Raw genomic sequence first — 24666 nt, 5'->3', positions numbered from 1 at the left:
GTGGTTTTGGCAGCAGCAGGATGCAATTTAGCCAGGTTGTTGGCTTGGTTTTATTGTGCTTGGATAAGGTTAAAGGGAAATCGAATGATTATTCCAAAAATAAGCGGAGAACTAGATCCTCAGCCTGACACTTCAGGGACGACTAATTAGCCATCCCGGTCAAGATCGCCAAACCGCTCATACTCGGCAATCACCTGGGCGCCAAACAGCAGAATCATCCCAGCCACTTCCAGACTGATAAGCACAATAATAGCAGTGGCCAGCGAACCATAGACCACGCCGACAAAAGAGAGCGTGGAGAAGTACCAGACCAGAAAGTGCCGCATAATCTCCCAAAGTACAGCCGCCGTCACCCCACCAACCAGAGCGTGCCGTAGAGAGAGCTTGCCCACCGGCATAACAAAGTAGAATGACGTCAGCATCAGAATCTGGCCAACAAACCCGAGAAGATAGAGCAGGCTTCCAGAGGCGCCGCCAAAAGACCAACTCACCCCAAACAGCAACACCTCCCTCTCCTCAACCGCCGCAAACATACCGGAGATCAATGTCATGATCAAAAAACCTATGCCCAGTGCAAGAATATAGAGATAGGGAAGAATGGCAGAAATAAGAAAATGTCGGCACCGAACAGCAACACGGTGAAAAAAGATCAATGACATGGCATTTTCCAGTACCGTGAACGCCATGGAGCTAAAAAAGAGCAAAACCCCCACCATCAGCCAACCCACCAGATCTCTCTGAGAGAGCAGCAAGTCTATCTGTTCCACCAGTACCTGAGATTGGGCAGGAATCAATAATTCGACCTGCTGCCTCAGGGTTTCGAGCAATACCGCCTGGTCCACAAACTGAGAAAGAACCAGCAAAATAAGGGTGATGAGAGGAATTATCGAAAGCAGGGTATAGTAGGCGATGGCCCCTGATAGCAGCAATCCCTGATTTTCCCTGAAGCGGCTTATCACCTGCCATAAAAAGAGAAAAGGGTGGCGGATAACCCGCTTGTAGTTAGTTCCGGCGCTCTTCATTATTTCTCTTGCTTTCCTTTAGAGTACTGCTCAGCCAGTTGCACATAGTTGCCGGCCACATAATCCAGATACGCCAGCTCCTCCTCTGTCAACGCCCGAACCTTCCGCGCAGGAGAGCCTCGCCAGAGATGCCTCTCCTCCAGTACCTTACCTCCCGGTACCAAGCTCCCGGCAGCCAGAATAAGATAAGGCTCAAGCACGGCACCATCCATCACCACGGACCCCATGCCAATCAGGCAGTGGTGTCCAATCTCACAACCATGGAGCATCACCTTGTGCCCGACAGTAACATCATCACCGATGATCAAAGGAAAACCATCAGGATTGAAACTGCTGTCATGGGTTACATGAAGCACACTGCCATCCTGTATATTGCTCCGTTCGCCAATCTGGATGGACTGAATATCACCACGCACCACGCACAGAGGCCAGACAGAAGATTGCATACCGACCTCCACGTCACCGATAATCACCGCGCTTGGATCGATCCAGGCATCCCGGGCGATAATTGGCGATTTACCGACAAAAGGACGAATGTCAGACATTGAGAGCTCCTTCCTGCTTATGGGAACCAGAATGATATACTAATGCTCACCTAATGATAATTGGTCAGCATAGATACTAGAGTCTAACGGATAAAGGACATGGAAATCAGCAGCTTCATCATTCTTGGCATCATCATCGCTAATCTGGTTTATGCTGTGGTGATCTGCAATGGACTAGTAAGCCTGAAACACGGCATCTCCAAAGCCTGGGCCAATATCGACGTTCTGCTTAAACAGCGCCACGACGAGCTGCCGAAACTGGTAGAGACCTGCAAACGTACTATGCAGTATGAGCAGGAGACCCTGGAGCAGGTAATGCGGGCCTGAGCCGCTATCTCCAGCGCCCGGGAGCAGGGTAACATTGGCGCCTTGGGTGCATAGCTGAAGGCCAACTGCAGCTAGTTCCACTACAAAATCGAAAGACGGGTGATAAAAACTGGCATACCATTAGAGAGCAATACCAGCGATCAACTTTTCCTGCTGCGTGACAAGACCGGCGACTGCATCATCAATCCGGAAGGCGCTGAAGTCACACCTAACGACCGAAGCATCGGGTATGGCCACGCCCGATACCCATCAAATAAAAAGCCCATGAGATCGATACCCCAGCTGCGACCGCTTTTCAGGCTGGCCAAGCTGCTCAATACACCCATTGGCCTAACTGGCCGCCACCGCTATACCGAAGAGCGTATCTACACCAGCGATACACTCTACGCCATAGGCCACTTCAAAAGCCTGGATGAGATGGGTCACACACTTAGCCAATGAGTTAACCAGAGGGCTGCTGAGAGAATGGAAACAGGATAAAAGCCCCGCTTCTGGCATGCTTCGATCTCAGCGGAAACGGCCAGATAGACATTACAGAGTGGGACAGGGTAATTCACGACACCACCCCTATCTCCTCTCCACCCTGCCGCAATTCAAACTGGCAAGACAATATAAACCTAAGGCCCGGCGCCCTCCTTCTCTTCTTTATCGGTGGTACGGGTGCAGTCTGGATGTTTTTAACACAAGCGCACTAATTATCTTAAAGGAGCCTCTGGTTAATTCTGGATCGGATGGGTGACGAGTTGAAATCTTCTTGATCAAAGCGAGAATTGCCGGTAATAGCGGGCTATTGCCAATATTTTCAGCACAGAGCCGGGAGATTTCAGCCATCAGACACCTATTCATGAATTGATCAGAGGCTCCTCAATTTGATCTTGCTGATTCTACCATGATGAACAGGTGGGTACCTGCGAAGAAAAAAACGATATTAACCCGGCGGGTAAATACACTTACTAGGCTGCGTACTTTATGTGTATCGCATTGAAGTAACTTTTCACTTGTCCAGGCTCTTTTTGCAAGGTTCGTGCACAGGATCGTGTTCTCTTTTTCAGATCGTTCACAGAACGAATCGCCTCTCCGCCATGAAGCATGCTTTTCAGATCACAATTCAGATACTCGTCAGGATTCAGTTCCGGTGAATAGGCAGGCAAGAAAAAGACTTCCAGATAGCGCCTTACGATCCGGTTAGATAACCAGCGCTTCAATAGCTTATTAATTCATATTTACCATAATTATTATAAATAAATTCAGGGACGATTAGCTATCCTTTGGATGCAAGAACGGTTGATATCAGGTATCGAAACCGCCACACCCGGTGATTTTCCGTTCAAACCACGCATCCAACGCTCTGGTACCGGCAGGCAATCTGCCTCAAGACCGGGAGCAATTGCTGGCAACAATCCGCTTGGCGCCTTGGACAGCCATATGTGGGCATACGCCCGGACTACCTGCGAGGGCTATAAAACACCATCCTCTTCCAAAAAGGGTGGTGCTTTCATCAACTTCGAAGCAGAAAATTACTCTGCCTTCTCAGTATTACTCACTTTCTTTGCCTCAAAAGAGACCAGCTCGATTTCAAATATCAGCGTCTCATTGGGGCCGATTGATCCCGGTGCACCAATTTCACCATAAGCCATTTTAGAAGGAATGAAGACCTGCCACCTAGCGCCACTCTTCATCTGGCTGATCGCCGCTTTGAATCCAGGAATCACACCGCCAAGAGAGAAAGTGGAAGGTTCACCACGGCCGTAGGAGCTGTCGAACTCTTTGCCATTAATCAGAGTTCCTCTGTAATGCACGGTCACTGAGGCATCCTCAGCAGGTGTTTCGCCCGTACCCTCTTTCAAAACCAGATACTGAAGTCCGCTTGGGAGAGTCACCACGCCTTCCCGGGCTTTGTTCTCAGCAAGGAATTCTTCTCCCATTTCCAAGGCGCGCTGTGCCTGCTCCTTTTTTGCCTTGATCAGTATCCCTTGACCCGCTTTTACCGCTTCCCGCATCTCATCAATGGTCAACTGGAGTTCATTCCCCTGCAACACATCGTCAAGAGCTGCCGCAAAGCTGGCACCCTCAACCTTGATCCCTTGGGACCTCAGCTGCTGCGCAAACTGAAATCCTAGCGCATAGCTGAAACGTTGATCTACCGTTGAGAACTCCGCAGAATGAGCATGAAAAACAACACTCATAAGCACCGCAACGCCAAACACATTTGTAGAAAACGACATCTATCTTCCTTATGATTATGAGAAAAAGTAATATTCACGTGGGTAAAACAACATAATATCAAAAAGTTGCCGAATATGGCATTTTTGACACCTCGACCTTGGCGTTATGCATAAATAATGCATATGCTCATTACCAAGTGTAGAAATAAACGTACAGTGGCCATGGCAATCAACTCTATCAACAGCATAGTCCTCAAGGGCATCAGCGGAGATCACCAGTGCGAACACCCTCACTCCTGCTAGGTTCCCCACTAAAGACTTGGTGCGTGCCATGGTGGAACTGCACCAAAACATCCAGCAGGTGAACATATCGGTTAAAGCCCTAAAAGCAGCCGATCAGATGCTGGACTCACTGCTTGATATTAAGAAGGCCAAATACTCTTACTAGGCAGCGCGCTTTAATGTGTGCCGTATTGAAATAACTTTTCACTCGTTCAGGCTTCTTTTGCAAGGTTCGCATACAGGATCGTGCTCTCTTTTTTAGATCGTTCAGGGAACGAATCGCCTCTCCGCTATGAAGCATGCTTTTCAGATCGCAATTCAAATACTCGTCAGGGTTCAGTTCCGGTGAATAGGCAGGCAAGAAAAAGACTTCCAGATAGCGTTTTACGGTCCGGTTAGATAACCAGCGCTCCACCTCCTTGGCGTGATGCACGAGTTATTGCCAAAAGTGATGTATCAGTCATTTCTCAAGCGGCGATCCGGTTTGATTTATCTATCTCGACGCCACCTTTAAATGGCACCCCTTTTACTACCTTGGCGAAATAATTAAAACCACGCAGTTTGCGCCAGTTTTTCTCAGCACATTGGCTGAGATTGAACAGAGCATATGCAGCATACCATCTCTGGATAAACAGCCCTTGAAGCGCTTCGTGCGGTGACGGGTGGTGGGCAAACGTCGATTCAATAGGATTGTCGTCCTGAGGCCTTGCCAGTGCTGAGCAGGAAAATCATAGAAGGCCAACAATTCTTCCCGATCTTTTTGCAGGCAGAGTGTGGCTTTCAGATATTTTGGCTCGTACGCCTTCACAAACAGCTCCAAGGCTTTCTCGGCATTATCCCGGGCATCCGCTTGCCAGATATCGTGCAACGCCTGCTTGGCTTTTGGTTGTAATGACTTTGGCAAGGTATTGAGCACATGACCCGTTTTGTGCATCCAGCAGCGTTACTGACGGGTTTCCGGGTAGATCTCCTCCAAGGCGCGGCCCGAAAAGCCCATGGCACCATCACCGATAGCCATGTTCATTCCACGTGATTTCAACTTCAGCAGGACTTCATGCCAGCTCTGCGCAGACTCCCAGTCACCATCTTTTATCACCGGAAAATGCTTCTCACTCCGTTCATTGACACCAATAATAACCAATGCGCAGAGTTTTACCTGTTCAGATCTCAGGCCACTGTAGATGCCGTCTACCCAGATGTATACCCAGCAAGCTTTGCCCAATGAAGAACATGGGGTGGTCACCGTGTCAGTTTCCTGGGCAAAACTGGGCTCTGGGTTTACTGCAATGTTTGAGGCGCTGGTGATCGACTGGTTGAAAGAGGCGTCCATCTCGGCAGTCTCCCGATTGATGGGGCTGAGTTGGAATGCCATTGATGGAATTATGCAGCGAGCGGTTAAGCGGGGACTGGCACGTAGAAAAAAATCAGCCCAACACGTATTGCTGTTGATGAGACTGCCTTCAAGAAACGCCACGATTATGTAACAGTCTTATCAGACTAGGACGCAGGTACAGTGCCACACGTGGGCAGTCGCCGCAAAAAGGCGACGCTCAAAGCATGGTACGAAAGTCTGACAGAGTAGCAGCGAAAAACGGTAGAAAGTGTCTCCATGGATATGTGGCCAGCCTTTATCAATGCCACACTGAAAAGCTTGCCTAGGGTTGAAGAGAAGATTGCCTTTAATAAACTCCATGTCGCCAAGTATCTCGGTGAAGCAGTAGACAAGGTACACGCTGCCAAGAGCACAAAGCGCTGAAGGCTATGAGGACCCTTAAAGTCAGCCAGTATGACTGGCTCTCCAACCCGGAGAATATGACGCGCAGACAGAAATTGCGGTTAAGGTGCTACGTGACAGCACGCTGAAGACTGCCCGTGCCTGGAGGATCAAAGAGTTTGCCATGTCACTCTCAAGACATGAGCAAGGAAAGGCTGGGAGCGGTGGTTGTCATGGGCAGTGCGCAGTGGCCTGGAGCCAATCAAGAAGGTGCCAGGAACAATCAAGAATCATCTGTGGGGAATATTGAACGCTGTTGTTTTGGAAGAGTGCTTAAGGTAATCGCCCATAGTCCGCACAGGGATGTTAATTCCCCAAAACTGCTTGGTAAGCTGAGCAATGGAGCGTCGAGTCCAGAGCGCAGAGCCGGAGCCTGTAAAGTTTTCTGTGGTTAAATATATACCGCCAAGCATTCTTCGAACTCAATTGTAGCGCGCCGTTCATTTTGCGATAGACCCCCAGTCAATTAGCGATAAGCATTATTTTATCTCAAAGTGGTTTTAAAGCCTGCTAGTCAAACATTCAGTCAGCCGATCCACGGCATGGTTAAATTCAGTCTCGCTCATCTCACTACCGATAAACTTGCGGTCTAATTGGTGAGCTGCAATGGCAGTGGTTGCGCTACCTGCAAAACCGTCGAGCACCAATGCGCCGGGTTTACTGCTGGTCTCTACTATGTGGCGCATTAGAGCTACCGGCTTCTCACAAGGGTGCTTGCCCGGGTAAGACTGAACAGATGGAAAATCCCACACATCAGTGAACAGTACATGCTTGGTAACGGCGAAGAAACGGCCCCTCCGGCGAGGTCCTACCCTGATTGCCATATATTCGGAGCGTAGTTGCCGTCAGGGCTTCAGTTTAGGGGCAATTCGCCTGAGAGTATCATAGTGCTTTTCAGCGGGGAGGCTGAACTGTGACCGGCTAGTCCAGTGACCACTCATTTGTGTATCTGTAGCCAAATTTATCTGTTTATTCGTAATCCCTGCTTCTTTGAGGGTATCGACCAGATGGCTACGAATTGGTTCGTAGTGAAATGGTTGTCGCTTCCGGCTTTCCGCAAATATGATGCGCTCGGTTTGGGAACAATACTTCGTTAGAGATTCCTTGTTGAGTCCCAGATGCCGCCCGCGGGGCTTCCGCCAAACGATATGGTTCAGCACCCGGAAATGTGTGTCCACCAATATCTCAGTCTCGGAGGCGAGATACGGCCCACAGAATATATAGAGGCTACCAGTGGGTTTCAGCACTCGCTGATATTCCGCCAGAACCTGATCCAGCCAGTGGGAAAATTCCCCTTTGTTCTTCCATTGTCTGTCCCAGCTATCAGTTCTCACCTTGTAGTAGGGAGGGTCGGTGGCTATCAGGTCAATTGAATCGTTGGATATGGTTTTCAGTAACGCCAGGCAGTCAGTCTTGATCAGCTTGATATTGTTGTGATTGAACTCCATAAATTGCGCCTTTGCTGCTGACGCTCATGGCGTTCTCGCTGGGGGTTCCTTGACCCTCTATATGGTTAAGTGTCCGACATCGAGGACACTGAATTTGTAATTTTTTTACGTCACCTTTCGCTAATAATTTATTGCAATGACCACATCTAATATTTGTCACTGTGAGCCTCGGTTCACTTCAGGAAGGGGTGCCTTTCTAATCTGGCCAGACCATCGTCGGCAGTTCGGCGATCAACTCCTCGGCAGTCGGCACGGTCCGGTTGCTGGCCTGTGCATCGGTTTGTACCTGGAACGCATACGCCCAACACGCGTCCATCCACTGTCCATATGCGGCTGCCTCCGACTGCCACGCGTTGGGATATCCTGAGCGAGCGACATAGGTCCAGCGGTTGTCCCAGCGTCGTCCCTGGGCGATGGCATCCATGTAGGATTCGATTACACGTTCCATTGCCGCGATGATTTCAGCCTCGGGGGGAAGAATCACAGGCTCCTCGGTCAGTGTCTCGATAGGCGGCTCGATACCCAGATCAGTGATCTTATGACGCGAGCCATCGGTGACCTTTCCCCCAGAAATAGAGCCATGACAAGGATGAGATTTCCAATTAGTCTGTGTATTAGGAGATCTCAAGATGAAGAAGAAGCGTTACAGAGAAGAGTAAATTATTGGTGCCATCAAGCAGCATGAGTCAGGGGTAAAAGTTGATGACATTTGTCGTCAGTTCGGCATTTCAACCGGGTGCTTTTATAACTGGCGAAGCAAGTACGCCGGGATGGATGTCTCAGAAGCCAAACGGCTCAAAGAGCTTGAAAGCGAAAACAACAAGCTTAAGAAGTTACTTGCCGAGAAAATGCTTGAAGCTGAGGCGATGAAGGATGTGCTCTCAAAAAAGTGGTAAAGCCTGCTGATAGAAAACAAATCGTGAGCTACCTTTAAGTCGCGGTTCAAATTAAGTGAGCGTAGAGCTTGCCAATTAGTAGGCTTAAGTAGAACCGCTTTTCGGTACGTTACTCAATGGGGAAAAGATGAGCCTCTACGCAAACGGTTACTTGAGCTGGCAAAAAAGCATCCGAGTTATGGTTATTTGTTTTTACATGGCCTCCTGAGAGGAGAGGGGCCTGTGAAAAACAAGAAGCGGACCTACCGAGTCTATAACGAAGAAGGTCTTCAAGTGAGGACTAAAAAACGCAAGAAGATAATACGACCAAGAATGCCAACGATTATGCCCATTGGTAAAAATATACGCTGGTCAATGGATTTTGTCAGTGATCAGTTGGCTAATGGTCGCCGCTTTCGAGTATTTAATGTGATTGATGATTACTCAAGAGAAGTTATTGGCCAGCTCTCTGACTTCTCGATCAATGGTCACCAGGTCGCTCGTTTTTTAACTCAGCTGATTGAGCTAAGGAGCGCTCCGGATCAAATAATCTACGACAACGGTACTGAGTTTACTAGCAAGGCGATGTTCTACTGGCAAAAAGAAAGTGGCGTTAAGCTAGGTTTTATTCAGCCAGGTAAGCCTACTCAGAATGCGTTTGTAGAAAGCTTAAACGGTAAATTCAGAAATGAATGCTTAAATCAGCATTGGTTCAGGTCCATTGATGACGCTAGACATGAAATTGATCAATGGCGAGAGCACTACAATCACGTGCGGCCTCATAGCGCATTAAATTATTTGTCACCTATGGCCTTTGTGAATAGGGCCGCTTAGAATGAATTATCTCATCCAAGTCTTGGTATTAAGATGGGGGGAAGGTTACTTGCAAGCCCCCGATAGAAATACCAGCAGGTGTGTGGAGTCTTAAAATAGGCCGGGAATAGCAGACAGCCAAAGCCCAAGGTAATAAAAAATAGAACAGCCATAGTCTTTTGATCGATAGGTAAGTTGTTCCGATCATCAATAAGAATGTTGCAAAAAATATTGCCGAAAACGAATGTCCTGAAGGAAAGGAATATCCGGTTTCTTCTACCCAGTGAGCTTCAATAGAGGGTGTTAAAAGGATAGGCTTAGGATCTTGTTGCAGTACGCTTGCTAAGGGTGAGCGGCGAGCCTCCTTATCGCCCATCTCATAGAATTGCTCGGCTGTCATTCCCAATGGACCGCTACCACTCTCACCGGCTAACCAAATTATATTTGGACGTGCTACCTTTAAGTACGTCTTTAAAAAATGCTCATTAACTATTGCACCCCCACCTGCGAAGATTCCTGCGGTTAACGCAATAATATTAAGTTTCTTTTCTTCTTCTAGACGAATCAATACCATTCCGACTGACCAGAACAGTCAGAATCAGCATGGCAACTATCGGTGCCCCAAATTTTCCACCTGACTCCGATATCCAATAAAACCAATCCATATTGTTTCTGAAAAGGTCAAAATAGGGTGGGACGGTTGAGTCGATAGTGGTCAAGAAAAAGGATAGTGGAAGCAATAACCAAGTTAGAGCAATTGGAAGCACTGCACGGTTGAAGATTTTCTTGTTACTTGATTCGGGTATCAACACTTTCTTTTCTCTAATTGCTCCATAGCTCTTGAAAACAGGGGTAACCGGATTTTAATGGACTGATTATATTACTGGATATCTCCGATAATTTTGCTCGTGTTTCACGAGTACGGATTGAATAGATGAATCAAAATAATCCGTCGTAAACCGGCAGTATATGAGATCCTGGGATACCGAAAATGCATTTGACGTCCAGCTGTTCCAGGAACCTGACAATGAGCTCACTGATCTGTACTTTCATTGAGTGTAAACGTTAAGGAGCCTCTGATTAATTCTGGATCGGATGGATGACGAGTTGAAATCTTCCGGATCAAGGCGGAAATTGCCGGTAATAGCGGGCTATTGCCAAGATTTTCAACGCAGAGACGGGGGATTTCAGCCATCAGACACCGATTCATGAATTGATCAGAGGCTCCTTAATTCTTAATACGAATCCCGAAGGATAATAGCACCGGGTTATGAATGAAAGCCAAACGTCGAAAAAACGGAAAACCGAAACAGATAGCAAAAGAGCCGGTCCCGCCGACGAATTTGAACAGTGAGGTGATGAAGAAACAAGTGTGTCTTTGATCTCGTGATGCATTTTGGGACGTCCCAGTCCCCAAAACGCACTCGATCTTCGACAGCCTGTTATTGCCCCGGCCTTCACTTCGCTCTCCATGGCCGGCAGCGAACGATGCCCTGTATTCATCCCACCAACCCCCGCATCGCCAACCTGTTCGCCTACCATGAAAAGTTGAAGAAAAAAAGAGCCAGAGCGGCTGATGAGATACCTGATACCGATACTGGCATTGCTCACCCTGAGCGCCTGCGACAACCCGGAGAGTCCCTCGATGAACCTGTCGGACATATCCTGCATCCCTTTGGATAACAATCTCTACCCAGAAGTACCCCGGCAGGCGGTGGACGATTTTCACCGTGCCCTGGCACTTGCAGAGCCACGAGGTAAAGCCATCGATTTTACCGAAGTGGCAAGGGGGTAACTATGAGAGCGGCCTATGGCCGATAAAACCGAACATGGGCATGGCGATCGATTATTATGCCAAAGGTGGCTTGTGTGATTACAACCACAAATATGGCACTCTATGATGCCGATAGGGAGGAATCCATATCATCACCCATCAATCTAATCAATTCTTCAAAACATAACTATCCATCATTTTGTTGATGAAACGATAGGAAGCGGTGAAAACACCGCCGCCCATAAGTCGGATTGATCTGCAGCGCCCCGCCCTACTTAGAGGAGTGGAACGCAGAGAGCTACCTACCTACCGGGACAACGCCTTATGCATTGCAGACACCGCCACGCCGGTATTGATCGGCGCGCCCATATCCGACAGCACCGCCTCCAGCGCACTAATACACAACAGGATATTTTCCGCCCGGCTGGCATGACCCATCAGCCCGATACGCCACACCTTGCCGGCCAATACACCTAGGCCCGCACCGATTTCAAGATTGTATTGATTCAGTAGACGGGAACGCACTTCAGCATCATCCACCCCGTCAGGGACAGAGACGGCATTCAGCTGAGGCAGACGGTCATTCTCAGCCACGATAAAGGTGAGGCCCATCGCCTCAAGGCCGGCTCTTAAAGCCAAGTGGTTATCCTGGTGCCGTTTCCAGGCATTCTCCAGCCCCTCTTCCTTCAAAATCAACAACGCCTCGTGAAGTGCATAGAGGGCGTTGACCGGCGCTGTATGGTGGTAAGCGCGCTTGGCACCGCTGCCCCAATAGCCCATGACCAGATTCAGATCGAGGAACCAGCTCTGAACTTTTGTCTTGCGGTCACGGATCTTCTCCTGAGTCCGCTCATTGAAGCTGACTGGAGAGATACCCGGGGTACATGAGAGGCACTTCTGAGTGCCCGAATAGATGGCATCTATCTGCCACTCATCCACTTTGATCGGTGTACCGCCGAGGGAGGTAACAGCATCCACAATGGTCAAACAGTCATACTGGTGACTCAGCTCAACCAGTCTTTTTACATCCGACTGAGCGCCAGTGGAGGTTTCGGCCTGAACAAAGGCAACGATTTTTGCATCAGAATTCGCCTTCAGCGCATCCTCCAGCTTCTGCGGATCAACCGCTTTTCCCCACTCGTCTTCCACCATAACCGGGATGCCGCCACAGCGTTCCACATTCTCTTTCATGCGGCCGCCAAAGACACCGTTCTGGCAGACAATCACCTTGTCTCCCGGCTCAACCAGATTAACAAAACAGGTCTCCATTCCGGCAGATCCTGGAGCGGAAACCGGCATGGTCAGGGCGCTTTCTGTCTGGAACGCATACTGCAACAGCGCCTTCATCTCTTCCATCAGTCCGACAAAGAGTGGGTCCAGGTGGCCGATGGTGGGGCGTGACATTGCCTCAAGGATGCGTGGATACACATCAGAGGGTCCGGGACCCATCAAGGTGCGAACAGGAGGGTTGAAGGTAGTAATATCCATAGAAAATTCCTAAACCAGATCAGATAATTCACCACGAGGTGGATTGGCACGAATTTCCCTAACCCCGTCAGCATGAAGCACAATTTATTGTTTTACCTGATTCCAGCGTCCCGGATCGATAATAATTCGCTAATAATAACAGCATGAAATATAGTATTTTAAGCCCGACCACGGGAAATGATGCCATTTTTAAATAACTTAAAAACAGGACGGGGATTCACCAGACAGCGATTCAATCAGGCGCATTATTCACAGATCCTGCCCCTCAGAGCCTTCACCTGCCCCTTTCTGGTCTTTTTATCAAGCCGCTTCCGTTGCGAACTGCGTGTCGGCTTCGTGGGTCTACGTTTTTTCTGGGTGACACCCGCTTGTTGTATCATTACCCTAAGCCGGTTTAATGCGTCATCCCGGTTCTTCTCCTGGCTCCGGAACTGTTGAGCTTTGATCACAACCACCCCATCAATGGAGATACGTTGGTCGCTAAGCGCCAACAATCGCTCCTTGTAGAAATCGGGAAGCGATGAGCAACTGATATCAAAGCGCAGATGCACCGCAGTGGAGACCTTATTGACGTTCTGGCCGCCTGCACCCTGGGCCCGAATGGCACTGATCTCAATCTCCCGGTCGGGGATAGTGACTTGGGTGGATATTCGCAGCATTTTTGGGCTAGGCCCGTGAAATAAACTTACCGGTGGTTGTATTCACCTTGATCAGCTCGTCATTTTCCAGATATTCAGGAACCTGAATCTCCAGTCCTGTGGCAAGTATGGCAGGCTTTGTCCGGCCGGTGGCAGTAGAACCTTTAATCCCGGGGGTGGTATCAACAATGGTCAAACTGACAGATTGAGGAAGCTCGATGCCGCGTATATTACCATCGACCAGCAACGCCGTAATCCCTTCCAGGCCCTCCGTCAGATAGCCGGTATGATCCTCGATATCCTCGCGGTTCAGGCCATACTGGCTATAGTCTTCCATATCCATAAAGGTAAATATGTCACCATCCAGATAAGAGTACTGCACTTGAGTCCGGATACAGTCGATCTCCTTCAGAAAATCCTCACCCTTGAAAGAATCATCCAGTTTCTGGCCCGTCTGAAGGTTTGTAAAACGTATCTTGTACAGGGTGGACGCACCCCGGGACGACGGGCTTTTTGCCTCAACCTGCTTGACGGCATGGGGAGCCCGGTTGATCTCTACGATCACACCTCTTTTTAAATCACAAGCCTTTGGCACGTGCGCTACCTCACTGGTAGTCTGCAGAAGCGCTTATTATACCAGTGAAAAGATCAGGAAAATTAAAAATGCATCGTCATGCTGGCGCATCGCCGGATTGAAGATGGCCATTATTCTCCATCCACTTGACAAATTCATCAGCAAGAATGGGGTTTGCGAAATCGAAACCCTGAAGAACATCACACTCGGCCAATTTCAGAAAATTGATCTGCTCTGAACTCTCTACGCCTTCTGCCACCTGCAGATAACCGATCCTTAAGCCAGGGGAAAACCGCAAAAAAGTCCGATTATACAATACAGACTTTGCCTAGTACAAAACCTTCAGAGAGACTCTCCACGGCATCATGCAGCCTGCGCTGCCGACTGCCGGGCGGCTTCGAATTTTTGGAACACCTGCCACAGGCCTAACACCAGCAACGTCAGGATTGACCGTCCCAGGTTGACTTTACGGGTAAGCGCACTGTCCATTGCCCGATCATAGGTAGCACTATCATGGGCTTTCAGGTCTTCGACCACTACCGGCAGATAGTGAATGCCATTTCTTACCACGGCTGCCTGGGACTTGATTCTCTCCAAAAGTTCCGCTTCTCCTCCAGCGCTTGCCAATAAGCATCGACCGCTGCATCTATATCGAGACTTAAACTGCGGTAGAATTCACCTTGTGGATCTTTTATCTTCTGGCCCAATTCAGGCAATCGGGCGGATGTTTTACCAAGGGATCGTGCTACACAAGCAGGAAAGTGGTAACACGTAAAACATTCCTGTCCAGGCGGGCATCGAGCTCCTTCAGTTGAGCCAGCGTATTGGCATTGGCGACAGCGGCCTCCCGGTCAGAAAAACGCCCTTTCAGTAACTCCCTTGGGTTGCGCCGATAGAGTTTCTCGATGAGCGGTTTCAGTGACTCCAGAACATAGCTGAGCTGGATCTCCGCCACCATGTCCACATCACTCTTGGCAACATCCTGCACTTTGAACGGGTGGATTTTCAATGGTGAGTTTTTATTTTCTGAGGTACTGCACCCGATCAGGATGAAGCCGGTTAACAGACAGTAATTTTACAGATGCTCACTCATCTCCCTCATTGAGAAACCCGCCAGCGGGCCGTTCAGTTTTTTCCCCAGGCCCAGAGCTTTGAAGCGCTCGCCCATCTCCGAAGGTAGCGTCAATCTTTTCACCCCCTGAACCAGCGTCATGTGCGGCACGACATCGTTTGGGTCTGATGCGGCAACCAACTCATCCAAGCCCGTGCCCATGAGAAAGTAGGTCTGAGTAGTATAACCGGCGAGAGAAAAACCGGCAGCCAGGCCCGCTTCTGCCACCGCAGTAAAATCAACATGGGCGGTAAGGTCCTGGAGTCCCGGCAGAAACAGGGGATCGGGATGGACACGATGCCGGTAGTAGCACATCAGCGTACCCCGGTCCCGCTGGGGATGATAAAATTCGGCGCGGGGGTAACCATAGTCGATCAGCAGCAACAGCCCTGCGGAAAAAATCCCGCTGACCGTTTCCAGCCAGGGAGCGATCCGAAGATTCACCTCGGATTCATAATCACTGCAATCGGAACCCAGCAGATTCTGCACGGTGCCAACGGCGGGAATCAATCCCGGAGCCACCGGCTCAAACCATTCACAGTTAAGTTGCCCCTCTTTCCAGACAACAAACTGTTCGAGTACTTTGCCCCGCTCTATTCGAAAGCGGTTTACCGGCATGGCATCCAACAGTTCGTTGGCCAGCACCACCCCCTGAAAGTCCATCTCTGGCATGGCACTGAGCCACTCAATCCTGTCCAGCAGATCGGGCACTTTCTGCTCCAGGGTTTCGCGCTGTCTCGCCTTGAGAGCCGGGCTCAGCTCCAACATCAGATAGCGACCCGGCAGAGATTGAAACTGCTTCAATTCCAGTAGAATATCCGCCGCCATCACACCTGAGCCGGCACCAAATTCCAAAATATCCCCACCACCCAATTGCTCAAACACCTGTTTACACTGACGGGCCAGACAGCGGGCAAACAGAGGGGAGAGTTCCGGCGCGGTGACGAAATCCCCCGCTTCACCAAATTTACGCGCACCGGCAGCGTAATAACCCAGACCGGGGGCATAGAGTGCCAGCTCCATATAGCGATCAAAGGGGAGACGTCCGCCGGCAGCCTCAATCTCTTCCCTGATACGGTCGACCAGACGCTCACTATGCGCCTTGGCATTCTCATTCGGCATCGGCAAAGAAGGCTGTTTTTTTGGCAAAAGGTGCACTCGGTCAGCGGTTGCTTTAGAGTTGAGAGTGTATCAATACTGGAGAGATTAAGTGACCAAAGATTCACTGCCCGTTGCCCTGATTACCGGAGCAGCCCATCGTATTGGCGCCTGTATCGCCCGCACACTCCATCGCAGCGGCATGAATATCGTGATTCACTACCGCCACTCAGCCGATGCGGCGGAATCATTGAAAAAAGAGCTAGAAGCAATACGCCCAGATTCTGTGCTGCTGCTCCAGGCCGACTTGCTGGATACCGGCAGATTACCAGATATAATTCAGGCCATCCGAAACTGGCAAGGGCGCCTCGACCTGCTGGTCAACAACGCCTCCTCTTTCTATCCGACCCCCCTCGAAGAAGTGGCCGAAGCCCAGTGGGACAACCTCATCGGCAGCAACATGAAGGCCCCATTCTTTCTTGCCAAAGCAGCGGCGCCAATGCTCAGCGAGTGCGGTGGTTCAATTATCAATCTGGTTGATATACACGCTCAACGCCCGCTGAAAAACCACCCCGTCTACTCAATGGCCAAAGCGGGCAATGCCATGATGGTAAAGGCCCTGGCCAGGGAGCTGGGACCGAAAATCCGAGTAAACGGCGTAGCCCCCGGCGCCATTCTCTGGCCGGAAGAGGGTTTAAGCAAGGAGACACAGCAGGAGATCCTCTCCCGCACAGCCCTGGAGCGCCCGGGAAATCCAGAGAACATTGCACGAACAGTCCTATTCCTGGCCAGGGATGCCGACTACATCACCGGGCAAGTTATTGCCGTGGATGGAGGGAGAACAACACAGCAGTGATCAGCGGCCAACACCCGCAAGACAAAGGTCAATCAATACTGACCCGCCACAGCAGCTGCTCCTTTTTACGGTCGAACGCTTCCCATAGATCCCGGTAGCATTTACCGGTAAGGGGATGCACTTCGTCTCCAGCCACATCGGACAACGGCAAAAGCACAAAAGCATAACGGAGAATCTCATCCCGGGGCAGCTCCAGCTTGCCCTGCTTCAGGGTGCAGTCACCATAGGTCAGCAGGTCTATATCCAACGTCCGCGAGGAGAATTTCTCACTTCCCCGTGCCCGGCCATGATCCACTTCAATAACACGAAAACCCGCCATCAAAGATTCAGCCGGCTGATCCGACTCAATGCCGACAATCAGGTTATAGAAGGCATCACCATCGAATCCCACCGCCTCGCTCTCATAGACCGGGGAGACAATCAACGGACCAAACTCTTCACCAAGCACCTTAAGCGCGCTGTGAATATGTCTGCTCCGGTCTATGTTACTGCCGAGACTGAGCCAGATACCGGGCATCAAAAATGCTCGCCACGCTCAATAATCACACCGACATCCCGGGCGGCACTGACAGCGCCAATCTTATTCAGTGTCAGCCGCACCCAATGGACATCAAACTCTTCACGAATAATACCGGCACAGCGTTCTGCCAGCGTCTCCACCAGCTGAAACTCGCTCTCTTCAACAAAGCTGATCATTCGCTTGGTCACTGCCTTGTAGTCGAGCGCATCCGCAATATCCTCAGATGCAGCGGCCCGGCTGACATCGGTGCTCATCTCAAGGTCCAGCACAACAGTCTGCTTAATTTTGCGCTCCCAATCGTAAATGCCAATGACCGTTTCAATGCGCAGGTCACGTAAAAACACAATATCCATAAGATATCCAAAGCTCTAAAAAGTCAGGCTTCACATGGTAAAGCAGTTGTTAAAATTTACAAACCATCTTGACGGGAGAGCGGTTCAAGAACTGAACTACAGCGGAAAAAATCAGCTGTTCGCCAGTTTTTTGATTCAACGGGGCGGATTCAACAGAATTTAATCAGAAAACCCGGCCAAAATGGATTTTCCGCAGCAGGTTCTCTACTCTTAGACAGGCTCCTGAGACATCCCCAGGAGCGGAAACCGGCCTTGTTGAATATGACCGCATCTATCCTTATTACTGCAGCTTACCTGCTGGGCTCACTATCCAGCGCCATTATCGTCTGCCGCCTGATGGGACTACCCGACCCGCGGACTCAGGGTTCGAACAACCCTGGCGCCACCAATGTTCTGCGCATCGGCGGTAAAAAAGCAGCCGCCATCACACTGATCGGGGATAGCCTGAAAGGCTTTATACCCGTTCTCATCGCCAACCTGATGGCAGTGGAGCCACTGGTATTGGCCGGTGTTGCACTGGCGGCCTTCCTTGGGCATCTCTATCCTCTGTTTTTTGGATTCAAAGGGGGAAAAGGGGTCGCTACAGCACTGGGTGTTCAATTTGGTATCGGATGGGAGATCGGAGGCACAATCGCTCTGATCTGGCTGTTCATTGCCAAAGGCCTGAAAATATCCTCCCTCGCTGCCCTGATATCCATGGCGTTGGCACCGGTGGTGGTCTGGTACTTCTGGCACGCGCCGGAACTGATCACCATGCATGCGATCATGAGCGTGATTCTGTTCTGGCGTCATCGCAGCAACATTCAAAAACTGCTGGAAGGATCAGAAGGAAAAATCAACAACGAGCAGGAACCGGCAGGAAAGGAGTAACGATCTCGAGCCAAATGGTATTTGAGTTAGCCTCAAAACCACCGTCATTACTGTGTAGGCCGGGGGCTAAAACCTAACAGGAGACTGTCCTGAATTCTGTGTAACTGCCTATCATTAAACCCAAACAAGGGTGAGGATAGGCAGATGATCGACAAGAAAGAGCTCCAAGCGATAGCCCAGGCATCCGCTAAAAACATCAAAACTGAAGAAGATCTCAACGAATTTCGGCAAATGCTGCCAAAATCACGGTCGAGGCAACACTCAACGTTGAACTGGATGATCATCCTGGCTTTGCCAAACATGAACAGTCCAAAGCGAGTAATAGCCGCAACGGCACTACTGGCAAGACCTTGCAAACGGAAGATGGCCAGTTTGAACTGGATACTCCACGAGAAAGAGCGGGCAGCTTTAAACCCCGACTGGTTAAAAAGCACCAGCGTCGATTTACCTCAATGGAGAGGGTGTAACGATTTCCGTGTAACTACCCGGGTTAAATGTATTCCGCCAAGCGTTCTTCGAACTCAATCATAAATCTATTCAGTGCTGGTTTCCAATTGCAAATCGGCATGGTCCATTTTTTTGATGCTTGCTGCACCGCCAGGTACACCACTTTCATTGCCGAGTCGTCGGTCGGAAATAGCTTCCGTTTTTTAATTGCCTTGCGAACCACGCTGTTCATTGACTCGATGGCATTGGTTGTATAGATTGCCCTGCGGATGTCCTCAGGGTAGCCAAACAGGGTATTAAGATTGTGCCAGTGGCTACGCCACGAACGGTTGAGCTGGGGATATTTGTCGTCCCATCGGTTAGAGAAATTATCAAGTTCCAGTGGCGCTTCATCTTCGGTGACAGACTTATATATTTTCTTCAGGTCTGCCGTCACTGCCTTGTAGTCTTTCCAGGGCACATACTTCATCGAGTTGCGCACCATGTGAACAATACAGAGCTGGACCTGAGTCTCGGGAAACGCTGTATTGATTGCGTCTGGAAAGCCCTTCAGGCCATCGACACAGGCAATCAAAATATTCTTCACGCCGCGATTCTGGAGCTCTGTGAGTACATTGAGCCAGAACTTGGCACCCTCATTCTCTGACAGCCAGAGCCCCAACAATTCCTTGTGGCCCTCCATGTTCACGCCCAGTGCCAGATAAATTGCCTTATTGATCACTTTCTTGTCTTGCCGGATTTTTACGACAATACAATCCAGGTAAATAATGGGATAGACCGCATCCAGTGGCCTAGATGGCCATTCAATCACTTGTTCAATAACAGCGTCAGTCACTTTGGAAATCAAGGTGGCGGAGACATCAGCACCGTACATTTCTTTAACGGTCGTGACGATTTCTCGTGTTGTCATGCCCTGGGCATACAAGAAAATAATCTTGTCGTCCATGGAAGTAAATCGACGCTGGCATTTTTTAACGAGCTTGGGTTCGAAACTCCCAGCTCTGTCGCGTGGTGTATCGAGCTCGAACTGGCCGGCTTCCGTTCGGTTAGTCTTACTGGCATAGCCGTTGCGGTTATTGTCAGCTTCGGACTGCTCGTGCCTTTCAAAGCCAAGATGATCATCTAACTCAGCGTTCAGTGCCGCTTCGACCGTAATCTTGGTTAGCATCTGATGGAAGTCTTTGAGGTCGTCTTCCGTCTTGATGTTTTTAGCTGCCGCATGAGCGATCGCCTATAGTTCTTTCTTGTTCATAGTGCCTATCCTCAACCATGCTTGGGTTTAATGATAGACAGTTACACAGAATTCAGGACACCCTCGCCTTGATGCATCCTAATTAACGCGCCTGCATACATCAACAAAAAGGTCTCACAACCTACACTACAGCCAGTGATTCCTATGCCTTCTTTAATCTGCTAACCGGCCCAGAGTTTCTCAATCAAGTCGAATCATTGCTACCGGAACATCGGGAAAGGCTGTTTCCGCCAACAGAGACGCTATCGATGTTTCTGGCTTAAGCAATGAGTGCTGATCGTTCTTGCCAGAACATAGTTGATGCTAGATTGATGGGTGAGCTGCCAATCTGTAGTACGCATACGGGAGCGCGCACGGAAACGGCTGCCATTGGACATGGTCTCTACGCTAGCCCGTTACACGGGGCGTATGATGACTGAGCACACCCCGGATTCCTGGCACTGGCGGGGACGACCGGTCAGACTGGTGGATGGCGCTACCGTTACGTTGCCCGATACAGAAGAGAACCAGGCTGTCTATCCTCAACCCCGTAGCCAGCAACCCGGATTGGGTTTCCCTCTTTGCCGGGTGGTTGGTATCGTCTGCCTCGCCAGCGGTGCTGTACTTGATGCAGCATTGGGACCTTGTCGCGGAAAAGGAAGCGATGAGCAGTCATTGCCTGGAACCATGCCTGGTACCCTGGACACTGGTGATATCTTTCTGGGGGATGCTTTTTATGCCACCTATTTTCTGTTGTGTGCTCTTCAGGCCAAAGGAGTGGATGGCGTTTTTGAGCAATATGGTTCACGGCGGCGCAGCACGGATTTTCGCCAAGGAGAGCGTCTGGGCCCGCGAGATCATCTTATCGAAATAGACAAGCCAAAAGTCAAACCCGCCTGGATGAGTCAGGCAGAGTATGATCAAACCCCCGATAGATTGAAAGTGCGGGAGTTGCGTGCTGGCGGTAAGATCCTGGTGACAACACTACTTTGCTCAAAAAGTACGAGCAAAGCCGCCCTGAAGGCACTCTATCGGAACCGTTGGCAGGTAGAGTTAGATATACGCAACATCAAGACCACTCTGGGAATGGAAACATTAAGTTGTCGCACACCGGAAATGGCGGAAAAAGAGCTGTGGGTCTATCTTTTGGCTTACAACTTGATCCGTTTACTGATGGCTCAGGCGGCATTACTGGCTGACATCATTCCTCGACAACTTAGCTTCAAGCATACTTTGCAGCTATGGATTGTGTGGCAAAAAAGCGGTCGTTACGACATCGATAAAATTGAGGGCCTTTTTATCCTCATTGCACCGCAGCAGGTTGGAAAACAACCGGGACGTATGGAGCCGCGAGCTATAAAACGAAGACCCAGACAATTCCCGCTACTTACCAAACCAAGGGCTATTGCATGAGAGAATATTCGGAAAAATAGCCAACCCAAAAAACTTAAGTAAGTAGCATTCGGTGCTGAGTAGATATTTCATAGCGTGCTCGGAATTATGTTTTCAAAAGCTTACCAAAAAGCAGACTTATAAGTCTGTACGGTGATAGCAGAAACCTATTTTCAATCCGCTAACTTCTGTCCCATAAATGTTGGAGAGCCAGTTTTTTGAGGGCATCGATATGGATTTTACTGTCATTGAGAGCCGGAATATAAAGGTACTCTTCTCCGCCTGCCGACAAAAAATAGTGACGATTCTCCTCCCCAATCTCTCCCAATGTCTCCAGGCAGTCAGCAGGGAAGCCCGGACAGAGAACCTGGACTCGCTTTACACCGTTTGAACCCCACTGTTTAAGGGTTTCATCTGTGTAGGGTTTTAACCACTCTTTGGGGCCAACCTGCGACTGAAATGTCAGAGCCCACTCATCTTCTGACAGCCCCAGTTCTTTCGCTAAAAGAGCGCCTGTCATTTTGCACTCCTGAGGGTAGGGATCGCCATCGTCCGCGTACGCCTGCGGTATTCCGTGGAAAGAGAGAAGTAGTTGGTCCGGTTTGCCGTGAGACTGCTGAAATGATAGAACACTCTGCGTCAGGGCCTGGATATAGTCCGGCATGTCGTGGTAGTGGTTGATAAAGCGCAGCTCCGGTATCCAGCGCCAGCTCTGTAGTGTACGGCTGACTGCGTCAAAGGTGGATGCAGTGGTGGTGGCGGAATACTGGGGATAGAGCGGTAGAATCAGAATGCGTTTGGCGTTGGCCTGCCTGAGTGTTTCGAGTCCCTCCTCTATGGAGGGAGAGCCATAACGCATGGCTAGTGAGACCTTGATCGGGCCATCCACTTTTTCATTCAGAGCAAGACCCAGGGCGTCCGCCTGCTTTCTGGAAATAGTGAACAGTGGCGAGCCTTCGGGTGTCCAGACTTTCCGGTAAGCTTCGGCGGACCGCTTGGGACGGGTACGCAGAATGACGCCATTCAGAGCAAACCACCATAACAGGCGCGGCATCTCCACTACCCGGGGGTCACTGAGAAACTCCTTTAGATAACGTCGGATATCGCCTATTGCTGCGGAATCCGGGGTTCCAAGGTTGGTGAGTAGTACTCCGATGCACTCGGGGAGTTCATCATTTGGGGCAGATCCTCGGTATTTCATCCGATTAAAGCTTCTCCTCATTGGGTTCGTACGCCCTCAGCACTCTCTTATTGGCAGCCATTCTGGTAATAAAATGCAATTTTGAAGGGTATTATCAATTTCTTAAATGAAAATCATTATAAATTCTTTGGCTGTCCTAGTTAATCAGCTAACTTTACTTTTAACCTATTAATTCAGTACGTGAATCCAATTTGTAAGTGCAACTCTGTTTGACGAATAGAGGGTAAGCTGGGGTGGCATCAAGGCATTCTCTATCCGGCAAGAAAGAGGAGCACCATGAGATACACACAGCTTACCGAGGAAGAACGATAGCAGATTTTCGCCCTGTTGAAAGCAGGGTACACTCAAACTGAGATAGCCCTGATATTGGGACGTCACAAATCGACCATCAGTCGTGAGATCAAGAGCAATACGGGCTTTAGGGGCTATCCGCCCTAAGCAGGCCCAGCGCTTGACCAATGAACGCCGTCAGTCCAAGGTCAGGACTCACATTAGTGGCAACACTTGGCTTGTCATTGAGCAGTTGATCAATCTGGACTGGAGCCAAGAACAGATCAGCCTGTGGCTTAAGTCTTTTTGTGCTATTTCGATCAGCCATGAATGGATCTACCAGTATATTCTTCAAGATAAAGCTCATGGCGGCGACCTCCATCGCTACCTGCGTTGTCAAAAGCAACGTCGTAAACGCTATGGCAATTATAACCGCGGTGGACAGCTAATTGATCGCGTCTGCATTGATGAACGGCCTGCCATCGTTGATTTAGAGACTGTCCTGAATTCTGTGTAACTGCCTATCATTAAACCCAAACAAGGGTGAGGATAGGCAGATGATCGACAAGAAAGAGCTCCAGGCGATAACCCAGGCGGCCGCTAAAAACATCAAAACTGAAGAAGATCTCAACGAGTTTCGGAAAATGCTGCCCAAAATCACGGTCGATGCAGCACTCAACGTTGAACCGGATGATCATCTTGGCTTTGCCAAACATGAACAGTCCGAAGCGAGTAATAGCCGCAACGGCACTACTGGCAAGACCTTGCAAACGGAAGATGGCCAGTTTGAACTGGATACTCCACGAGAAAGAGTGGGCAGCTTTAAACTCCGACTGGTCAAAAAGCACCAGCGTCGATTTACCTCAATGGATGACAAGATCCTCTTCTTGTATGCCCAAGATATGACAACCCGCGAAATCGTCACGACATTCAAGGAGATGTATGGGGCCGATGTCTCTGCCACACTCATATCCAAAGTCACTGATGCAGTTATCGAACAGGTTGTTGAATGGCAATCTCGCCCCCTGGATGCGATTTATCCTATTGTTTATCTGGACTGCATTGTCGTTAAAATCAGGCAAGACAAGAAAGTGATCAACAAAGCGATTTATCTCGCTCTGGGCGTCAACCTGGAAGGCCACAAGGAATTATCGGGGCTCTGGCTGTCGGAGAATGAGGGTGCCAAGTTCTGGCTGAACCTGCTGACAGAGCTTCAGAATTGCGGTGTGGAGGATATTTTGATTGCCTGTGTCGATGGCTTAAAGGGCTTTCCTGATGCAATCAAAACGGCTTTTCCGAATGTCCAGCTGTGTATTGTGCATATGCTACGGAACTCGATGAAGTAGGTGCCCTGAAAGACTACAAGCCTGTCACGGCTGATTTGAAAAATATTTATCAGTCCATCACCAAGGAAGAAGCCTTACCGGCGTTGGATAAATTCTCTGACCGATGGGACAACAAGGGGTTCTGGGGACATCCCGTCCTAAAGTGACACTTATCGCTACAGCCCATGCCTCATAAGGCTTCTAGAGGTGCCTTAATTTTCAAAATCACTGCAATATCCCAATTATAGTAATATTCCGGCTTTTACG

General features: G+C 49.6%; 30 protein-coding genes and 7 pseudogenes. 14 read left to right on the top strand and 23 right to left on the bottom strand.

Annotation, left to right across the window (positions count from 1 at the left end; genetic code table 11):
* Positions 1-146: 146 nt before the first annotated feature.
* Positions 147-1022, bottom strand: a complete 876-nt coding sequence (locus MN084_RS14765; protein ID WP_241085956.1) for a YihY/virulence factor BrkB family protein — start codon at positions 1020-1022, stop codon at positions 147-149.
* Positions 1022-1567, bottom strand: coding sequence for a gamma carbonic anhydrase family protein (locus MN084_RS14760; RefSeq protein WP_241085957.1), 546 nt, complete (start codon positions 1565-1567; stop codon positions 1022-1024). The genes MN084_RS14765 and MN084_RS14760 overlap by 1 nt, the downstream gene beginning before the upstream one ends.
* A gap of 99 nt (positions 1568-1666) precedes the next feature.
* Between MN084_RS14760 and MN084_RS14755 the strand changes: the two are divergent.
* Both MN084_RS14755 and MN084_RS14750 read left to right on the top strand, forming a co-directional pair.
* Positions 1667-1891, top strand: a pseudogene (locus MN084_RS14755) (LemA family protein); the annotation flags it as partial.
* A 102-nt stretch (positions 1892-1993) separates the two neighbouring features.
* Positions 1994-2335, top strand: coding sequence for an E3 ubiquitin ligase family protein (locus MN084_RS14750; RefSeq protein WP_241085959.1), 342 nt, complete (start codon positions 1994-1996; stop codon positions 2333-2335).
* Between the two features lie 512 nt (positions 2336-2847).
* Here MN084_RS14750 and MN084_RS14745 read toward each other — a convergent pair.
* From MN084_RS14745 to MN084_RS14730, 4 genes and pseudogenes are all read right to left on the bottom strand, one after another.
* Complete coding sequence (locus tag MN084_RS14745) at positions 2848-3099, bottom strand: transposase (protein ID WP_277400174.1); 252 nt, start codon at positions 3097-3099, stop codon at positions 2848-2850.
* Positions 3100-3411: 312 nt separating this feature from the next.
* Positions 3412-4119 (bottom strand): FKBP-type peptidyl-prolyl cis-trans isomerase, encoded by a 708-nt coding sequence (locus MN084_RS14740; protein ID WP_241085960.1) that lies wholly within the window; start codon positions 4117-4119, stop codon positions 3412-3414.
* Between the two features lie 349 nt (positions 4120-4468).
* Positions 4469-4774, bottom strand: coding sequence for a transposase (locus MN084_RS14735; protein ID WP_445083837.1), 306 nt, complete (start codon positions 4772-4774; stop codon positions 4469-4471).
* Between the two features lie 34 nt (positions 4775-4808).
* Positions 4809-5545 (bottom strand): annotated as a pseudogene (locus tag MN084_RS14730) (IS256 family transposase); the annotation flags it as partial.
* A gap of 10 nt (positions 5546-5555) precedes the next feature.
* Here MN084_RS14730 and MN084_RS14725 point away from each other — a divergent pair.
* The 3 genes from MN084_RS14725 (at position 5556) to MN084_RS14715 (ending at position 6397) form a co-directional block, all read left to right on the top strand.
* Positions 5556-5825, top strand: a complete 270-nt coding sequence (locus MN084_RS14725) for a helix-turn-helix domain-containing protein (protein ID WP_241085961.1) — start codon at positions 5556-5558, stop codon at positions 5823-5825.
* A 125-nt stretch (positions 5826-5950) separates the two neighbouring features.
* Positions 5951-6097, top strand: a complete 147-nt coding sequence (locus MN084_RS14720) for a transposase (RefSeq protein ID WP_241085962.1) — start codon at positions 5951-5953, stop codon at positions 6095-6097.
* Between the two features lie 186 nt (positions 6098-6283).
* Positions 6284-6397, top strand: a complete 114-nt coding sequence (locus tag MN084_RS14715) for a transposase (RefSeq protein ID WP_241085963.1) — start codon at positions 6284-6286, stop codon at positions 6395-6397.
* A gap of 218 nt (positions 6398-6615) precedes the next feature.
* On the opposite strand, the gene MN084_RS14710 is transcribed toward MN084_RS14715, so the two are convergent.
* From MN084_RS14710 to MN084_RS14695, 4 genes are read right to left on the bottom strand one after another with little or no spacing between them, the layout of a single operon-like run.
* Positions 6616-6939 carry a site-specific DNA-methyltransferase gene (locus MN084_RS14710; protein WP_330178137.1) on the bottom strand — a complete coding sequence of 108 codons (324 nt, stop codon included), beginning with the start codon at positions 6937-6939 and terminating at the stop codon, positions 6616-6618.
* A gap of 21 nt (positions 6940-6960) precedes the next feature.
* Positions 6961-7563 (bottom strand): DNA-methyltransferase, encoded by a 603-nt coding sequence (locus MN084_RS14705; protein ID WP_330178136.1) that lies wholly within the window; start codon positions 7561-7563, stop codon positions 6961-6963.
* Positions 7523-7723, bottom strand: a complete 201-nt coding sequence (locus tag MN084_RS14700; RefSeq protein WP_241084834.1) for a Com family DNA-binding transcriptional regulator — start codon at positions 7721-7723, stop codon at positions 7523-7525. Before MN084_RS14700 ends, MN084_RS14705 begins: the two co-directional genes overlap by 41 nt.
* Positions 7724-7759: 36 nt before the next feature.
* Positions 7760-8191, bottom strand: a complete 432-nt coding sequence (locus MN084_RS14695) for a hypothetical protein (protein ID WP_241085964.1) — start codon at positions 8189-8191, stop codon at positions 7760-7762.
* A gap of 31 nt (positions 8192-8222) precedes the next feature.
* Here MN084_RS14695 and MN084_RS14690 point away from each other — a divergent pair.
* A pseudogene (locus tag MN084_RS14690) lies at positions 8223-9272 on the top strand (IS3 family transposase).
* Between the two features lie 28 nt (positions 9273-9300).
* On the opposite strand, the gene MN084_RS14685 reads toward MN084_RS14690, so the two are convergent.
* Both MN084_RS14685 and MN084_RS14680 read right to left on the bottom strand, forming a co-directional pair.
* Positions 9301-9825, bottom strand: coding sequence for a phosphatase PAP2 family protein (locus MN084_RS14685; protein WP_241085965.1), 525 nt, complete (start codon positions 9823-9825; stop codon positions 9301-9303).
* A gap of 365 nt (positions 9826-10190) precedes the next feature.
* Complete coding sequence (locus MN084_RS14680; RefSeq protein WP_241085966.1) at positions 10191-10304, bottom strand: thiamine pyrophosphate-binding protein; 114 nt, start codon at positions 10302-10304, stop codon at positions 10191-10193.
* Between the two features lie 523 nt (positions 10305-10827).
* On the opposite strand from MN084_RS14680, the gene MN084_RS14675 reads away from it, so the two are divergent.
* The gene (locus MN084_RS14675) at positions 10828-11046 is read left to right on the top strand and encodes a hypothetical protein (RefSeq protein WP_241085967.1); all 219 of its coding nucleotides are present in this window, start codon (positions 10828-10830) and stop codon (positions 11044-11046) included.
* A gap of 285 nt (positions 11047-11331) precedes the next feature.
* On the opposite strand, the gene MN084_RS14670 is transcribed toward MN084_RS14675, so the two are convergent.
* The 7 genes from MN084_RS14670 to MN084_RS14640 all read right to left on the bottom strand — a co-directional run bounded on the left by MN084_RS14670 (position 11332) and on the right by MN084_RS14640 (position 15958).
* Positions 11332-12513: a pyridoxal-phosphate-dependent aminotransferase family protein gene (locus MN084_RS14670; protein ID WP_241085968.1), complete on the bottom strand. Its 1182-nt coding sequence runs from the start codon at positions 12511-12513 to the stop codon at positions 11332-11334.
* A 245-nt stretch (positions 12514-12758) separates the two neighbouring features.
* Positions 12759-13172 carry an alternative ribosome rescue aminoacyl-tRNA hydrolase ArfB gene (gene arfB, locus MN084_RS14665; RefSeq protein ID WP_241085969.1) on the bottom strand — a complete coding sequence of 138 codons (414 nt, stop codon included), beginning with the start codon at positions 13170-13172 and terminating at the stop codon, positions 12759-12761.
* Between the two features lie 7 nt (positions 13173-13179).
* Positions 13180-13746, bottom strand: a complete 567-nt coding sequence (gene efpL, locus MN084_RS14660) for an elongation factor P-like protein EfpL (protein ID WP_241085970.1) — start codon at positions 13744-13746, stop codon at positions 13180-13182.
* Between the two features lie 76 nt (positions 13747-13822).
* Complete coding sequence (locus MN084_RS14655) at positions 13823-13984, bottom strand: hypothetical protein (RefSeq protein WP_241085971.1); 162 nt, start codon at positions 13982-13984, stop codon at positions 13823-13825.
* A 104-nt stretch (positions 13985-14088) separates the two neighbouring features.
* Positions 14089-14322: a hypothetical protein gene (locus MN084_RS14650; protein WP_241085972.1), complete on the bottom strand. Its 234-nt coding sequence runs from the start codon at positions 14320-14322 to the stop codon at positions 14089-14091.
* Between the two features lie 148 nt (positions 14323-14470).
* Entirely contained in the window at positions 14471-14734 is a 264-nt protein-coding gene (locus MN084_RS14645) for a hypothetical protein (protein ID WP_241085973.1), read from the bottom strand.
* A gap of 66 nt (positions 14735-14800) precedes the next feature.
* Entirely contained in the window at positions 14801-15958 is a 1158-nt protein-coding gene (locus MN084_RS14640) for an SAM-dependent methyltransferase (protein ID WP_241085974.1), read from the bottom strand.
* Between the two features lie 88 nt (positions 15959-16046).
* Between MN084_RS14640 and MN084_RS14635 the strand changes: the two genes are divergently transcribed.
* Positions 16047-16790 (top strand): pteridine reductase, encoded by a 744-nt coding sequence (locus tag MN084_RS14635; protein WP_241085975.1) that lies wholly within the window; start codon positions 16047-16049, stop codon positions 16788-16790.
* Positions 16791-16818: 28 nt separating this feature from the next.
* Here MN084_RS14635 and folK read toward each other — a convergent pair whose 3' ends face one another.
* Positions 16819-17307, bottom strand: coding sequence for a 2-amino-4-hydroxy-6-hydroxymethyldihydropteridine diphosphokinase (folK, locus tag MN084_RS14630; RefSeq protein ID WP_241085976.1), 489 nt, complete (start codon positions 17305-17307; stop codon positions 16819-16821).
* Positions 17307-17663, bottom strand: a complete 357-nt coding sequence (folB, locus tag MN084_RS14625; RefSeq protein ID WP_241085977.1) for a dihydroneopterin aldolase — start codon at positions 17661-17663, stop codon at positions 17307-17309. The genes folK and folB overlap by 1 nt, the downstream gene beginning before the upstream one ends.
* A 261-nt stretch (positions 17664-17924) precedes the next feature.
* Between folB and plsY the strand changes: the two genes are divergently transcribed.
* Positions 17925-18533, top strand: coding sequence for a glycerol-3-phosphate 1-O-acyltransferase PlsY (gene plsY, locus MN084_RS14620; RefSeq protein WP_241086074.1), 609 nt, complete (start codon positions 17925-17927; stop codon positions 18531-18533).
* A gap of 147 nt (positions 18534-18680) precedes the next feature.
* A pseudogene (locus tag MN084_RS14615) lies at positions 18681-18991 on the top strand (transposase); the annotation flags it as partial.
* 32 nt (positions 18992-19023) lie between these two features.
* Here MN084_RS14615 and MN084_RS14610 read toward each other — a convergent pair.
* Positions 19024-20208 carry an IS256 family transposase gene (locus MN084_RS14610; protein WP_330178558.1) on the bottom strand — a complete coding sequence of 395 codons (1185 nt, stop codon included), beginning with the start codon at positions 20206-20208 and terminating at the stop codon, positions 19024-19026.
* A gap of 119 nt (positions 20209-20327) precedes the next feature.
* Here MN084_RS14610 and MN084_RS14605 point away from each other — a divergent pair.
* Positions 20328-21624: pseudogene (locus MN084_RS14605) on the top strand (IS4 family transposase).
* 160 nt (positions 21625-21784) lie between these two features.
* Here MN084_RS14605 and hemH read toward each other — a convergent pair.
* On the bottom strand, positions 21785-22804 hold the full coding sequence (hemH, locus tag MN084_RS14600; RefSeq protein WP_241085978.1) for a ferrochelatase: 1020 nt from the start codon (positions 22802-22804) through the stop codon (positions 21785-21787).
* Positions 22805-23119: 315 nt separating this feature from the next.
* On the opposite strand from hemH, the pseudogene MN084_RS19890 reads away from it, so the two are divergent.
* From MN084_RS19890 to MN084_RS14590, 3 genes and pseudogenes are all read left to right on the top strand, one after another.
* Positions 23120-23209: pseudogene (locus MN084_RS19890) on the top strand (helix-turn-helix domain-containing protein); the annotation flags it as partial.
* Positions 23210-23255: 46 nt separating this feature from the next.
* Positions 23256-23591: a hypothetical protein gene (locus MN084_RS14595; protein WP_241085979.1), complete on the top strand. Its 336-nt coding sequence runs from the start codon at positions 23256-23258 to the stop codon at positions 23589-23591.
* A 43-nt stretch (positions 23592-23634) separates the two neighbouring features.
* Positions 23635-24536 (top strand): annotated as a pseudogene (locus MN084_RS14590) (IS256 family transposase); the annotation flags it as partial.
* Between the last annotated feature and the right edge of the window lie 130 nt (positions 24537-24666).

The organism is Candidatus Vondammii sp. HM_W22, from assembly GCF_022530855.2.
Taxonomy (GTDB): Bacteria; Pseudomonadota; Gammaproteobacteria; order Chromatiales; family Chromatiaceae; genus Vondammii.
This window is presented reverse-complemented; position numbering and strand designations above follow the sequence as displayed.

Excerpts from the sequence above, each read along its gene's own strand:
- MN084_RS14765 (WP_241085956.1), bottom strand. The coding sequence starts at position 1,022 with ATGAAGAGCGCCGGAACTAACTACAAGCGGGTTATCCGCCACCCTTTT.
- MN084_RS14760 (WP_241085957.1), bottom strand. The coding sequence starts at position 1,567 with ATGTCTGACATTCGTCCTTTTGTCGGTAAATCGCCAATTATCGCCCGG.
- MN084_RS14740 (WP_241085960.1), bottom strand. The coding sequence starts at position 4,119 with ATGTCGTTTTCTACAAATGTGTTTGGCGTTGCGGTGCTTATGAGTGTT.
- MN084_RS14720 (WP_241085962.1), top strand. The coding sequence starts at position 5,951 with ATGGATATGTGGCCAGCCTTTATCAATGCCACACTGAAAAGCTTGCCT.
- MN084_RS14710 (WP_330178137.1), bottom strand. The coding sequence starts at position 6,939 with ATGGCAATCAGGGTAGGACCTCGCCGGAGGGGCCGTTTCTTCGCCGTT.
- MN084_RS14705 (WP_330178136.1), bottom strand. The coding sequence starts at position 7,563 with ATGGAGTTCAATCACAACAATATCAAGCTGATCAAGACTGACTGCCTG.
- MN084_RS14685 (WP_241085965.1), bottom strand. The coding sequence starts at position 9,825 with ATGGTATTGATTCGTCTAGAAGAAGAAAAGAAACTTAATATTATTGCG.
- MN084_RS14680 (WP_241085966.1), bottom strand. The coding sequence starts at position 10,304 with ATGAAAGTACAGATCAGTGAGCTCATTGTCAGGTTCCTGGAACAGCTG.
- MN084_RS14675 (WP_241085967.1), top strand. The coding sequence starts at position 10,828 with ATGAGATACCTGATACCGATACTGGCATTGCTCACCCTGAGCGCCTGC.
- MN084_RS14670 (WP_241085968.1), bottom strand. The coding sequence starts at position 12,513 with ATGGATATTACTACCTTCAACCCTCCTGTTCGCACCTTGATGGGTCCC.
- arfB (WP_241085969.1), bottom strand. The coding sequence starts at position 13,172 with ATGCTGCGAATATCCACCCAAGTCACTATCCCCGACCGGGAGATTGAG.
- MN084_RS14640 (WP_241085974.1), bottom strand. The coding sequence starts at position 15,958 with ATGCCGAATGAGAATGCCAAGGCGCATAGTGAGCGTCTGGTCGACCGT.
- folK (WP_241085976.1), bottom strand. The coding sequence starts at position 17,307 with ATGCCCGGTATCTGGCTCAGTCTCGGCAGTAACATAGACCGGAGCAGA.
- folB (WP_241085977.1), bottom strand. The coding sequence starts at position 17,663 with ATGGATATTGTGTTTTTACGTGACCTGCGCATTGAAACGGTCATTGGC.
- plsY (WP_241086074.1), top strand. The coding sequence starts at position 17,925 with ATGACCGCATCTATCCTTATTACTGCAGCTTACCTGCTGGGCTCACTA.
- hemH (WP_241085978.1), bottom strand. The coding sequence starts at position 22,804 with ATGAAATACCGAGGATCTGCCCCAAATGATGAACTCCCCGAGTGCATC.